The sequence below is a fragment of the Rhizobium sp. 01N424 genome (assembly GCF_056399485.1).
Genome location: NZ_JBFTRK010000018.1, coordinates 55,860 through 68,365 on the forward strand (window position 1 = coordinate 55,860; position 12,506 = coordinate 68,365).

General features: G+C 57.7%; 12 protein-coding genes. 6 read left to right on the top strand and 6 right to left on the bottom strand.

Annotated features, from left to right (window positions below; translation table 11 throughout):
* Positions 1 to 224 precede the first annotated feature (224 nt).
* The 3 genes from AC1DNK_RS28120 to AC1DNK_RS28130 all read left to right on the top strand — a co-directional run bounded on the left by AC1DNK_RS28120 (position 225) and on the right by AC1DNK_RS28130 (position 2,866).
* Positions 225 to 1,058, top strand: coding sequence for a MetQ/NlpA family lipoprotein (locus AC1DNK_RS28120; RefSeq protein ID WP_477944370.1), 834 nt, complete (start codon positions 225 to 227; stop codon positions 1,056 to 1,058).
* Between the two features lie 91 nt (positions 1,059 to 1,149).
* Positions 1,150 to 2,232 (top strand): methionine ABC transporter ATP-binding protein, encoded by a 1,083-nt coding sequence (locus tag AC1DNK_RS28125; RefSeq protein ID WP_477944372.1) that lies wholly within the window; start codon positions 1,150 to 1,152, stop codon positions 2,230 to 2,232.
* Positions 2,213 to 2,866: a methionine ABC transporter permease gene (locus AC1DNK_RS28130; RefSeq protein WP_310293847.1), complete on the top strand. Its 654-nt coding sequence runs from the start codon at positions 2,213 to 2,215 to the stop codon at positions 2,864 to 2,866. The genes AC1DNK_RS28125 and AC1DNK_RS28130 overlap by 20 nt, the downstream gene beginning before the upstream one ends.
* A 246-nt stretch (positions 2,867 to 3,112) precedes the next feature.
* Here the strand turns inward: AC1DNK_RS28130 and AC1DNK_RS28135 are convergent, their stop codons facing one another.
* From AC1DNK_RS28135 to AC1DNK_RS28160, 6 genes are all read right to left on the bottom strand, one after another.
* Complete coding sequence (locus AC1DNK_RS28135; protein WP_477944374.1) at positions 3,113 to 4,381, bottom strand: glycosyltransferase family 4 protein; 1,269 nt, start codon at positions 4,379 to 4,381, stop codon at positions 3,113 to 3,115.
* Positions 4,381 to 5,730, bottom strand: a complete 1,350-nt coding sequence (locus AC1DNK_RS28140) for an O-antigen ligase family protein (RefSeq protein WP_477944376.1) — start codon at positions 5,728 to 5,730, stop codon at positions 4,381 to 4,383. The genes AC1DNK_RS28135 and AC1DNK_RS28140 overlap by 1 nt, the downstream gene beginning before the upstream one ends.
* 375 nt (positions 5,731 to 6,105) lie before the next feature.
* Positions 6,106 to 6,684 carry a sugar transferase gene (locus AC1DNK_RS28145; RefSeq protein ID WP_477944378.1) on the bottom strand — a complete coding sequence of 193 codons (579 nt, stop codon included), beginning with the start codon at positions 6,682 to 6,684 and terminating at the stop codon, positions 6,106 to 6,108.
* 1 nt (position 6,685) lies between these two features.
* The gene (locus tag AC1DNK_RS28150) at positions 6,686 to 7,615 is read right to left on the bottom strand and encodes an NAD-dependent epimerase/dehydratase family protein (RefSeq protein ID WP_477944380.1); all 930 of its coding nucleotides are present in this window, start codon (positions 7,613 to 7,615) and stop codon (positions 6,686 to 6,688) included.
* A 40-nt stretch (positions 7,616 to 7,655) separates the two neighbouring features.
* Positions 7,656 to 9,572 carry a polysaccharide biosynthesis protein gene (locus tag AC1DNK_RS28155; RefSeq protein ID WP_477944382.1) on the bottom strand — a complete coding sequence of 639 codons (1,917 nt, stop codon included), beginning with the start codon at positions 9,570 to 9,572 and terminating at the stop codon, positions 7,656 to 7,658.
* Positions 9,573 to 10,925: 1,353 nt separating this feature from the next.
* Positions 10,926 to 11,534 (bottom strand): glycosyltransferase, encoded by a 609-nt coding sequence (locus AC1DNK_RS28160; RefSeq protein WP_477944387.1) that lies wholly within the window; start codon positions 11,532 to 11,534, stop codon positions 10,926 to 10,928.
* Between the two features lie 143 nt (positions 11,535 to 11,677).
* On the opposite strand from AC1DNK_RS28160, the gene AC1DNK_RS28165 reads away from it, so the two are divergent.
* The 3 genes from AC1DNK_RS28165 (at position 11,678) to AC1DNK_RS28175 (ending at position 12,474) form a co-directional block, all read left to right on the top strand.
* On the top strand, positions 11,678 to 11,848 hold the full coding sequence (locus AC1DNK_RS28165) for a hypothetical protein (RefSeq protein ID WP_477944383.1): 171 nt from the start codon (positions 11,678 to 11,680) through the stop codon (positions 11,846 to 11,848).
* Positions 11,849 to 11,891: 43 nt separating this feature from the next.
* Entirely contained in the window at positions 11,892 to 12,101 is a 210-nt protein-coding gene (locus tag AC1DNK_RS28170; protein ID WP_477944384.1) for a UDP binding domain-containing protein, read from the top strand.
* A gap of 220 nt (positions 12,102 to 12,321) precedes the next feature.
* Positions 12,322 to 12,474 carry a hypothetical protein gene (locus AC1DNK_RS28175; protein ID WP_477944388.1) on the top strand — a complete coding sequence of 51 codons (153 nt, stop codon included), beginning with the start codon at positions 12,322 to 12,324 and terminating at the stop codon, positions 12,472 to 12,474.
* Positions 12,475 to 12,506 lie beyond the last annotated feature (32 nt).

The following is a 12,506-nucleotide window of genomic DNA, read 5'->3' on the forward strand; positions in this document are numbered from 1 at the left end:
GATCATTCACTGCTGCAATCCGCAATAAGGCGGATCATCATTCCGCACAACCAATATACTCTATAAAAAATGTGGAATTTTATTCGGCAAGCCCTGCCGCTTTCGCAAGAGTTTTTCCGGCCTGCATTCGAGAAGAGACACCCGTGCTTCGAAGGCGCGCCCGCGATCTGACATGCTTTTGGCTGTTTAGAGATCAATTCTCATCATCAAGACGGGACAATAATATGAACAAGACTTTCTCCACGCTCGCCCTGACGCGCCGCGCAGGCCTTGCAGCGCTCGCCGTTTCCGCCGTCGCGTTGGCAACCTTTGCCGCACCGCTTCCTTCGGTTGCAGCCGACAAATCCATCAAGGTCGGCATCATGAGCGGCGAGGACGAAGACGTCTGGCGCGTCGTGACCGCCGAAGCTGCCAAGAAGGGTCTCAAGATCGAGACCATCGCCTTCAACGACTACACGCAGCCGAACGAAGCACTGGAGCGCGGAGAAGTCGATGCCAACGCCTTCCAGCACCAGCCCTACCTCGACAACCAGATCAAGACGCACGGCTACCATATCGTTCGCGTCGGCTATACCGGCGTCTGGCCGATCGGCCTCTACACCAAGAAGTACAAGACGATCGCCGAGATTCCAGAAGGCGCCATCATCGGCGTGCCGAACGACCCATCGAACGAAGGCCGTGCGCTGCGCGTGCTGCAGAACGAGGGCCTGATCAAGCTCAAGGACGGCACCGGCATTCTCGCCACCCTCGCCGATGTCACCGAGAACCCTAAGAAGCTCGAGATCAAGGAACTCGACGCCGGCATCGTCGGCCGCTCGATCGACGATCTCGACGGCGCCGTCGTCAATACCGACTGGGCGCTGAAGAGCGGTCTGTCGCCGAAGGAGCGCATCGCGCAGGAGCCGATCGCCGACAACCCCTACCGCAACTTCATCGCCGTCAAGGAAGACAACAAGGACGCCGATTGGGTGAAGGCGCTGGTTTCGGCCTATCAGAACGACACCGTCAAGGCCGAGTTCGACAAGGTCTACAAAGGAACGGGCCTGAGCGCCTACTAAGTCAAAATTCGCGCTGGGGGAAAGGCGCGAATCCAAGGCGGTCCGGACGTCAATCGTCCGGGCCGCCTTGGGCATTTCTGAAGGAAAGACAATGAATTCATACGTGTCCGCCCCGGCGATCGGGGCGAAGCAGGAAACAGCGGCCGATGTCGTCCGGCTGGTCGACGTCAAGCGCCGCTTCGGCGAGACGCCCGCACTCGACGGCATTTCGCTGACGGTCAGGAAAGGCGAAATCTTCGGCATCATCGGCCGCAGCGGCGCCGGCAAATCGACGCTGATCCGCTGCCTGAATGGTTTGGAGCGGGCCGATAGCGGCGAAATCCATATCGAGGGCCGCGATATCACCGGCCTTCCGGAAAGCGCGCTTCAGCCGCTGCGCCGCCGGATCGGCATGATCTTCCAGCATTTCAATCTGCTGTCGTCGAAGACGGTCGAGGAAAACATCGCCCTGCCGCTGAAAATCGAAGGCGTGGCGAAGGCCGAACGCTTGAAGCGGGCGCGCGAGCTGCTCGATCTCGTCGGTCTCGCAGACAAGGCGAAGGCCTATCCCTCATCGCTGTCGGGCGGCCAGAAGCAGCGCGTCGGCATCGCCCGCGCGCTCGCAGCCCGCCCGGCGCTGCTTCTCTCCGACGAAGCGACATCCGCACTCGATCCGGAAACCACCCGCTCGATCCTAGCGCTGCTGAAGGACATCAACCGCAAGCTCGGCCTGACGGTGGTGCTGATCACCCACGAAATGGAAGTGATCCGCGGTATTGCCGATCGCGTCGCCGTCATCGACGCTGGCCGGATCGTCGAGGAAGGCCAGGTCTGGTCGGTCTTCGGCAATCCGCAGAGCACGATCACGAAGAGCCTGCTCGGCAGCATCCGCCCGCAGCTTCCGGAACATATCGCCGCAAGGCTTTCGCCCGAGATTGGGACCGAAGCGATCCTCAGCGTCGATCTCGCCGGACCGGAGGCACAGGGTGCCCTGTTCGCCGATCTTTCGGCAGCACTCCCGCATTCCTTCCGCCTCGTCCATGGCGGCATCGATCACATTCAAAACCAGCCGGTGGCGCGCTTCTTCATCGCCGTCCCGGCCCGCGATCCCGGCCTCAAGGACAAGGTCGAACAATTTCTGACGGCCCGCTCGGCGCGGGTGGAGGTACTCGGCTATGACACCGATCATGCTTGACCTGCTCTTGCGGTCGCTCTGGGAAACAATCCTGATGACCGCCGCATCCGGCATCATCTCGCTGGCCGCCGGCCTGCCGCTCGGCCTGGCGCTGGTGCTGACGGCCCGCGGCGGCATTGCCGAGAACCGTTGGATCAACAGCGTCCTCGGTGCCGTCATCAACGGTTTCCGCTCGGTGCCCTTCATCATCCTGCTCGTGGCGCTGATCCCGCTGACGCGGCTGATCGTCGGCACCGCACTCGGCACCTGGGCAGCGATCGTGCCGCTGGCGATCGCCGCGACGCCTTACTATGCCCGCATCGCCGAAGTGTCGCTGCGCGAAGTCGACCGCGGCCTGATCGACGCCGTCCGCGCCATGGGCGGCAACCGCTGGACGATCATCCGCGAGGTGCTGGTGCCCGAAGCCCTGCCCGGCATCGTCGCCGGCTTCACGGTAACGCTGGTGACCTTGATCGGCGCCTCGGCCATGGCCGGTGCGATCGGTGCCGGCGGCCTCGGCGATCTGGCGATCCGCTACGGCTACCAGCGCTTCGAGACATCGGTAATGATCGCCGTCGTCATCGTCCTCATCGTCTTGGTCTGCGGCATCCAGTGGCTCGGCGACCGGCTGGTGGAGCGGCTGGATCACCGCTGAGACTTAGCCAGATGTCAGAGGGCGCGCCGGGCAGCCGGCGCACCCTCTCGCTCACTCGATCCGCCCCAAGCAGGAGTTCAGCTCGCTAAGCTTTGAGAGCAGCAAACCCATCTCGTCGGTGCGATCTTGCGACAGGCGGCGATGCCGCCGCTGCGTTCCCAGAAGTCCAGCATCTGCGGGCCGAGATCGCAGGCCTCGCAACCGCGAGCCAGAGCAGCTCTACTCTGGCGTCAAAACTTGAACAGCCTAACGCTTTATCGCGCGAAGAGCGGCCAAGACTTCCCCTGCGACAGTCTTCCAGGTGCGCAGCCGGGGCTTGGCCTCCGCTATCTGCTGCCGCAAGCTTTCGCGGTACGATGTATCCTGCATCAACTTATCGACCAGCGCTGCAAGCGCATCCGGATCATCCGGATCGAAATAGAGACCCAGGTCACCGCAAACTTCGCGAAGGACCGGGGCGGTCGAGCAGATCGCCGGCGTTCCGCACCATAGTGCTTCACCGGCAGGCAGCCCCCAGCCTTCTATCCGGCTAGGAACCACCACCGCGAGGGCATTGGTATACAGACGGACGAGATCGGTCTGATTGGGGTTCTTGGCAAAAATGATATGATCGCGAATTGGGCGCAACGCGGCCTGCTCAGCATAGCGCTTAAGTCTCTTCCGGGGAGCGCCGGCAAGAACAAGATTGGGAACTTCACGGCCGGCTTCCTTCATCCGCAGCAGCGCGTTAAACACCACCTCGATATTCTTGCGGCCAAGATTAACCCCCACGGAAAGCAGGTAAGGTGCCGCAGGCAGGCTGATTTCCGGAGCCTCGACACCATCAGGACAATGGTGAACCAGCGGGACGACCGCGACCGGCCCCGGTTTCGGCAGCATTCTTGCCGCAGCAAAGCGTCCCAGTTCGTCCCTTGTGAATTCGGAATTGGCGAGGATCAGTTTCGACCGCTCGATAACGAAGCGATTGTCCCGCAGGAAATTGCGGTCGAAACGACGGAACCTCTTTGTGGCCCCATTATGCAATGGCATAAAGTCATGAAGCAGCGGCACGACGGCCGCCTTGGATCCCGCAGTCTTCAGTGCCTTGATCATGTCGACGATCAACTTCGGCCGCCCCGCCGAAACGAACAACCCATCCTGGATATCGATCTTCGAAAGGCTACTTGCGTTCTTCTCCCAGAGCCGTTTGTTGCGCCTTGATGCCATCGAGATATTGAGCAGATGAGCAATGCCCGACAGCAGAAACGCTCCGCCGTAATATGTCCGAAACCAGCGCTGCCCGACATTCTCAGGCAAATCAAATACCACCGTGCCATCGTCGGCCCTGTGCCATTTCACTTCGTAAAAGCATCGCGTGCCGAAAGAAAAAACAACGAAGCGGATATTCTCATCAAGTGGAGCGGCCTCTTTGCCGACCTCGACAACCGTCCGGGCAATGCCATAATTTTGGATGCGCCGAGCCGAAGCAGACAGCAGAGCTTCTGTAACATCGAAGAAAACGGTATCTTGCGGCATCAGGTGCACTCGTTCTGCGGGCGTTTTGCTCGGACCATATCGCTTGTCAGAGCGAACAAGAAGCCGAGCAACAAACTGAAATAATGCAGGTAGAAATCGAGACTTAGAAAAGAATCGAAGACCATCGCTATGCCCCAAAGCCCGGTGACAGACAACGTCAAAACTGCTCGGTTAACGGGTGGAAGGCCATAGGAGAGCAGATAAGGCGTAAATAAGAACAGCAAGCCAAAACATAAGAAGACCATCCCCCCAGTCACCAGCCACGACAGATACTGATTGTGGTTATGCTCGAAACCAAACCGATCTTGAATGATCGACCGAAGTGACAGTGCACCGTGACCAAAGAAAGGCGCTTCGCGAATAGCTTTTATTGAAACAGCCCACATATCCAGACGCAGCGTTATCGAAGGATCACCAGACCGTTGGGCTGCTGCGCGCTCCGCTTCAGCGCGCAACGCAACGCCTTGGCCCTCACTGGTTTCAATCCGAACTGCGGTTCCGGGCTTGGCGCCATTTGTCGGCGCTTCCGCATCGATCGCATAAGCGTTGCCAAAAATATCGAAAACGGCTGGAAGCCTCCCAAAACTATTGCATCCCGTTACGGCTTGGACTGGCAGGCAGAGCAACATCCCAACAGCTGCCGACGCCAAGAGCTCAGTTGTTGTGGGAAGTGCGGCCCGAAACTTTCGTGACAGGCGCAACAGCATAAATGTTGCAAGCACTCCAAACTGTGCCACAGCGACACCGCGTGAGCCCGTGTAGCCGAGTACGACAACGATGCTGAGCGAGATCAGCGCAAGGCGTAGGAAACGCGCGCGTCTCGATGAATCCTCCCAGTCAAGCAGCAACAGGAAGGCCAGAGTCGTGAAGATAACCGCAGGAATAAACGGCCAAGCTGCTTCCGCACGTATGCGGCAGTCATCCCGGATGCCGAGAAACATGTAACCGCTGAGCACAGCGAAGGCAGCGACAAGCGACCAAGGAGCGACAACATGAAAGCGACCATACAAATTCTTGATCTGCAGGCCGCGCAGAAAGCCAATCGCGAGCATAGCAATTGCGATCGCATAGAGTTCCAAATCTGGGTTACGCGGCGGCTTCTCGCCGGCTTGAAGACCTTGATAGAAGACTAAAAGCAGAAGGCAGAAAGCAAAATAACCTGCGGTTGGCAACGCAAAGCGCAGGATTGCGCTGCGCGAGCTTGCGTAATCAGATTTGTTCCAGAAGATCGCAATCGGCACGACGCCGACGACAACCAAATAAGGCACTATCTTGCCGGCAAGGAAAAGCGCGAACACCAAACCGACGATGAACCCATCGTCCAGAACTGCCCGCACCTTGGAAAACATAGCCGCCTCACATGCCAATATTCAGGAGCCGGAACTGCATTGTCCAGCATCGGTTGCGATGCAAATAAGCTGCATCGCCGCAGTGTGGCAAGCATTGTTTTCAAAACCCGGGCAGCAACCGAAAGTACATATTGACGGTCGAAATCTCATCCGGCATCAGAAACCGCTAGCTCGATCTCGATGCTCGAAGACAAGCCGGCCGCCAACACATCCTGTCGCTGCTATTTACGGAGCGGAATTTCTCATCTCGCCCTGCCCATGGCGTCCTTACCAATAAAAATACGATACTGATCTTTCGAGAACACAGACGCTTCTGGAATGGCGACCTGATGGGTTATGCGGTCCAGTTTAAGCTTTCGATTTCTGTTTCGATGCTTACTTTAGCGCGGCATCACCCTTTCCCTTGCCGATTACCGAGCCTAGAATCATGGCGATGTCGTGCCAGAGGCTGGCGGTCTCAACATACTCGGCATCGGCGACCGCGAGTTTTTCCGGGGTCGACATGTCAATGCCCGCGATTTGCGCCAGACCAGTGATGCCCGGGCGAACAGCAAATACACCCCTGGCTCTGCGCGCCGCGATGACATCAGACTGGCTCGGCAGGCAGGGCCGCGGGCCTACAAGGCTCATTTCACCTTTAAGCACGTTAACGAGCTGCGGCAACTCATCGAGCTTGTAGGCACGGAGCGTCTTGCCGATTGGCGTGATCCAGGCTTCTGCGGCATCATGAGAACCTACGTTTGGTGTGCCTGCCGCCATCGTCCTGAACTTCAGGCACGTAAATGGAACCTCGCCTCGTCCCACTCTCTGTTGACGAAAGAACGCGCCGCCGGGCGATGAGTGCCGGACCGCGACAGTGAGCACAAGCAGAACGGGGGACAGAACGACCAAGCCGCCCGCCGCCGCACAAAAATCAAATGCCCTCTTGATCCGTTGGTTGAACTTGCTTGTCATATCACTCCTCGACATATTGTGCGAGGTCAAGCGTTCGTGACAGCGCGTCGCCCATCTCAAATGGCGGTGTCCAGCCAAGGCGGCGGTTGGTTTCGGAGATGTCGACCTCTAGCGAGCGCGTAAGACGATGGACCAGTTCGCGTTTTCCCGTAGCGCTCCCCACGAGCTCCAACAGTGCCGGCGGAAACGGCAGCAGCGAGGTCGACGAGCCGGTTGCCGCCGCAATCATGCGCACCAGTTCGGGCGTAGATGGGCTCTTCCGGTCGGCAACCATGAACGTCCGGCCTGCAGCATCCGGATGGGTTGCTGTGGCCACGATCAGATCGGTCAAGTTCTCAAGATACACCATCGAGCGGCGGTTATCGATTGAAGCGAAGGGTAGCGGCAAGCCGCGTTGCACCAGCCGCACAAGTGCCTGGAAGCTTCCGCGCATACCGGGGCCGTAGACCAAGGGAGATCGAATGACGGCGATTTCCATTTTCGTGCTGTTGTTAAGGGGGATGAGCCTCTGTTCGGCTTCAAGCTTGGTTCGGCCGTAATCACTTTGCGGAGCAGGGTTACCCGCAGCCGTGAAGGGTTTGCCCCTGGCCGTCTCCTCGCCGTTCGCCTTGATCGAGCTGAGAAAGACAAACCTTCTGACACCGGCAGCCGCTGCCTGACGCGCAAGATTAATGGTCCCCTCAACATTCACCGATCGATACTCGGCGAGAACCGCTGGCGAGCCTTCGACAACGTTTTGATTAACGGCCGCTAGATGGATGATGACATCAATACCTTCCAGGGCGGCAGACCAGTCGGTCTCGCCGTGAATGTCGCCAACAGACACGAGACCTGCGCTTCTGCTCGTGCCACGAAACGGAAGCGCGCGTTGCTGCAAAGTGCGCAAAAGCCCCCGACCGACGAAGCCAGAGGAGCCGGTTACGAGAAACATCTCAGCCTCCGGCATCTACCTTCTTGCGAGTTGGAAAACGTCATTGAGAAACCTCCTGCCGGAGTGCGACGAGATCAACTACACGGTCCATAGGACTATATCCCGGCACCAAATCGCTCAGTGCCGTCTTCAGTCGCCTGGCGTCACCATCCTGCGCGAATTGCGAGAGTGTCTCAAGTTTGCCCGACAGTAGCGACCAGTTAAGGAATTGTTCGCGCGCACGCCAGATCTTGAGGTGGTCCGTAGCCTCCGGATTGTCGTTGATCAGCAGCTCTTCGTACAATTTCTCACCCGGTCGCAAGCCTGTCGTCACGATGCTAATGTCGCCGCCCGGGTTTTGCCCGTCCTGGACGGTCAGGCCGGACAGCTCAACCATGCGACGCGCAAGATCGATGATCTTGACCGGCTCGCCCATATCGAGCAGGTAGACATCGCCGCCGGTTGCCATCGCGCCCGCCTGGATAACAAGCTGTGCGGCTTCCGGCACAGTCATGAAAAAGCGCGTGATCTCCTCGTGCGTCAGTGTGATCGGTCCACCCCGGCTGATCTGTTGTCGGAAGAGCGGCACGACGGAACCGGACGATCCCAGCACGTTGCCGAAGCGTACCATGGAGAAGGTCGTGGGCCCGCGCTCCTCGGCGAGCGCCTGCAGAATCATTTCGGCCAACCGCTTCGTCGCGCCCATGACATTGGTCGGCCTGACGGCTTTGTCCGTGCTGACCAGGATCATGCGCTCGACGCCGGCTGCCAGGGCGGCCTTCGACACTGTCAGCGTTCCAAAGACATTTGTCTTCACGCCTTCGGCGGGGTTCTGCTCCACCAGCGGCACATGCTTGTAGGCTGCAGCATGATAGACCGTGGCAGGCTTCCAGGTCTGGATGATCGTATTGATGCGATGCTCGTCGCAAACATCGGCAAGTAGAGGAACAATCGGAAATGACGGCTCCACATCCTCGCCGGCCAATTCACCCTGAAGAGAGTAGATGCCGAACTCGTTCTGATCCAAAAGCAGGAGCGCCTTGGGACTCAGCCTTGCAATCTCGCGACACAACTGACTGCCGATGGAGCCGGCGGCGCCCGTGACTAGGACGATCCGATCGCGAACGTTATGTTCCAGCAATCCGGTATTCGGTTTGACGGCCGTGCGCCCCAGAAGGTCCTCGACATCCAGGTCTTGAAGATCCGTCAACTGTGCCTGACCGGTTGCCAGCGCGCTGATATCGGGAACCGTCCGCACGGCGACCTTCGCCGAGCGTAGGCGCTCGATGATTTCGTTGCGCCGGCTGCGATCGATTTGTGGAAGAGCGAGAAGAACCGTCTTGACTTCGAGATCCCCGCACACCTTCTCGATCTTATCGGGGCTGTAGATCTTCACGCCATTGAGCGACATGCCCTTCAGGCCCTTATCATCATCAAGGAAGCCGACGACCTTGAACTCGGCGGAATGTCCCAAAGCGCTCACGAGCTGCCGCCCCTGCGAGCCGGCGCCATAGACCAGAGTGCGGATCGGCGCGGCCTCACTGAGGATTTCGCTATAGGCGTCGTAGAGGAAATAGCGCGCCACAAAGCGCGATAGACCGACGGTGAGCAACAGCAGCATCGGCTGCAATATTCCAACCGTGCGTGGTACGGTCGGCACGCTTATGATGGTGAAGATGACCATATAGACGAGACCGTAGATCAGCACGCACTTGATGATCGTCGAAAAGGCGGCCCAGCCCATGAAGCGGAAGATCGCCCGATAAAGTCCGAACGTAATGAACAATGGCAACGCGATGACCAGCGATATCGGGATCGTCAAGAATTGGACACCCGAGAGCGCGTACCAATCGTTGAAACGAAAGCAGAATGCGATCCACACGGTCAGGATGCACAGACAAGCATCAAATAGCAGCGCGATCACCCGTTTCGCCGGCCGCGGAAACGCAAGTATAAGCTGTGTGGATTTATCAAACATCAGTGGGCTCCGTCGCAAGCCTTAAAGAAGCAAGCGAGCGTGAACCGGCGAAGCGGGCTGGAGAGAGATAGCGACATGCTTTTGCCAATACCAGCCACGGGTCGCTGAGGAAAATCCATCATCACTGCTCGCCTGATTACGTTGTCGATCGGAAATTTAGAAGCGAAAAAGCATTACAGAGGCATACCTAAGCTCACGCGCTAAAGGCCGGAAGGGCACGCCGTCAAGCAACGTCAAAAAAACAGCTCCTTGATCTAAACTCGGAATGGTCAATAGGTCGTTGCATTTCCCTTTTCAAGGACGATCTTCGGAAGTGCCCCCCTTGGTCGCAGAGACCGGATCAAAAAGATCTTAATAGAGATAGTGTCTTACAAGCTTTCGTGCGGGAGTTCGGATGCACGCACCAAGCATCCAGGCTTCAGCGGAAACGATTGATCGTTGGCCAGCCGCCGGCATCTACCAGAATGGGTGAATGCTAGCTCCAAAACTCCGCGACACGACAGAACTTCGAAGCCGTTTCCTCGTCTACTCGCTTTAATGTTTTCAGCGCAAAAGACCGACCTTTCGCTGCGTGCGCCCAAATTTTATTGTCGCCCGTCGGCGCGAAGATATGCCGAAGCCAAGGCCAGCGTAGGAGAATGGTTTAAGAGCCGCTACGCTTTCAGGGTTCTCATTGACAGTAATTTGGACAAGACGACCCAGACCACCAAGCCGAGCATGTCGACAACTATGGAGTGCTTGCGCCCTGCAGTCTTCTTGTCCAAGGGGCAGCCCACAATCCCGCCGCCTTCAATCGGAGACTCTGACTGTCGACTCCCTAGCCGATAAGCCTTCTTCCCTTTTAGGTCTAGTGTCTGCAAAACGAGATTGTCGGTGATTCTCCATTGGCAGTCGACCGACACGATACGAAGCAATGCCTCCTAAAGTATTGTTTGTGCGGTCGACGTGCTTGCGTGGCATCGACACGGCAGAGCGAACAGTAAAAACTCGCTCCTTCGGACTTGTCGGATCACGCTGATATACTCAGGGAAGCCTTTCTAATTTTTGTTCGCCAATTCGCTGGGCGCAATGGCGCAGATAGGCGATTAAACTGGCAAAGCCCATACACTTCAGCTTACGTCCCACCTTGCATAAAAGCGCTCAAGCCAGGCCCGCACAGTCTATCCCTTTCGACGGACCTTCGGAGAAGCGCCGTAATTCAATGCTTTGTCGGTGATTTTTCTAATAAACTCCGGTTCGCACGTTTTGGACAGCTTGTCGGCAAACATAATATGCGTCTGCGCAAACACCGTTTTCAATTATCCGGCGATGTGCTTTTTGTTTGTAGGAATTGGGAATTGTCATTCCCAATTCCTATCGGCCAGACCTTATTCTTGAGACAGCAACGCCCCCTAAGAGGCTTTCGCCAGATTGCCCGTTTACGATCAGCTTGGCGTAAAGAGCGAGATGCGTTTCCGCCACGGGTTGGATCCCGAAGCGTTCCAAAGCTAACTTCCTGCCTTCCCCACCCATCATGTTGTGGGTGTCCTCATCGACCAGCAGCCGTTTGATTCCTTCGGCTAGCGAAGCGCTGTCGCGCACCTTGACCAGCAGATCCGGATGGCCCGGAAGGATCGCATGGCGGTAACCAGGTACGTCCGAGGTAACGATTGCCTTCCCGCAGGCTGCGGCTTCCAGCAGGATCTTCGGCATGCCTTTCCTGTAGGAAGGAAGAACGACGATATCTGCGTCGCCAATCGCCTCAGCCATGTCGCTGCGGGATCCCCACAATTCAACGATGCACTCAGACTGCCAACTATCGAGCGTCTCGGTCGCCAGCGAAGTCACATCTTCCGGATCCGGCGAACCCACCAGGACGACGCGCACCCAGCCGGGTCCTATGTCCGGATCCGCCAGCAGCAGCTTGGCCGCTTCGGCAAACTCCCTGGCCCCTTTGTCTTTCAGCAGACGCGTGGCGAGCATGGCCACGAGCTTGCCATGCCGTTCGGTGTATCGGGTATGGAACAGATCCGTGTCTGCACCCGAACCGGAATCAACGTGATCGCATCGTCGGAAAGCCACGTCAGAACACCCAGCGTAACGTCAATATCGCACTGATAAACGAATTGAGCCTTACCTTCCACCTTATCGATATCGATACGATGGAGGTACTCGAAGCATCCGGTACCAAATGGAATTTTCTGCCCTTGAGGCCTGGCCTCGTCGGCGGTCACCGGCATCGGCGTCGATCCTTATTACCTCGCCCACAAGGCGCAGGAGGTTGGCTACCATCCTGAAGTCATTCTGGCAGGCCGCCTCAATGACAGCATCGGGGCATTCGTGGCAGGCAATGCCCTCAAGCTGATGCTGCAGAGAAAGCTGCCAGTTACGAACGGCAAGGTTATTGGACTCGGCCTGACTTTCAAGGAAGATTGCCCCAACGTTTACAACACCAAGGTGGGGGATATCGTTCGAGGACTGGAGGACTATGGCATCGCCGTCAACGTCTATGATCCCTGGATCGATATCGAAGAGGCGAGACACGAGTAAGGGCTTGCATGCCTGCGTGAGCTGCCGTCCATTGCGGATTACAGTGCCGCGATTGTTGCTGTTGGACACAGCCAGTTCAAGACTTTGGGTATCGATGGCATTCGAGCGCTGGCAAGGTCGGGAGCACCAGTACTTGATGTGAAGTCTATCTTCCCAAGAGAGTCGATCGATTGGCACCTCTGAAACGTTGACTTGCGGCGAAACCGGTCGACAGGAAGGCGTGGGGAGGCGCCGCTCCAAGTCCTGCCGCGAAATGTTCCACGTCATGCGCCATTCTCAGAACCTGGAAACGGTCAACACCTACGAGGGCACGCATGACGTCCACGCTTTGATCCTGGGCCGGGCGCAGACCGGCATCCAGGCGTTCTTCTAGGGAATAGAGTTGAACGCAAAATACCCGCTTAA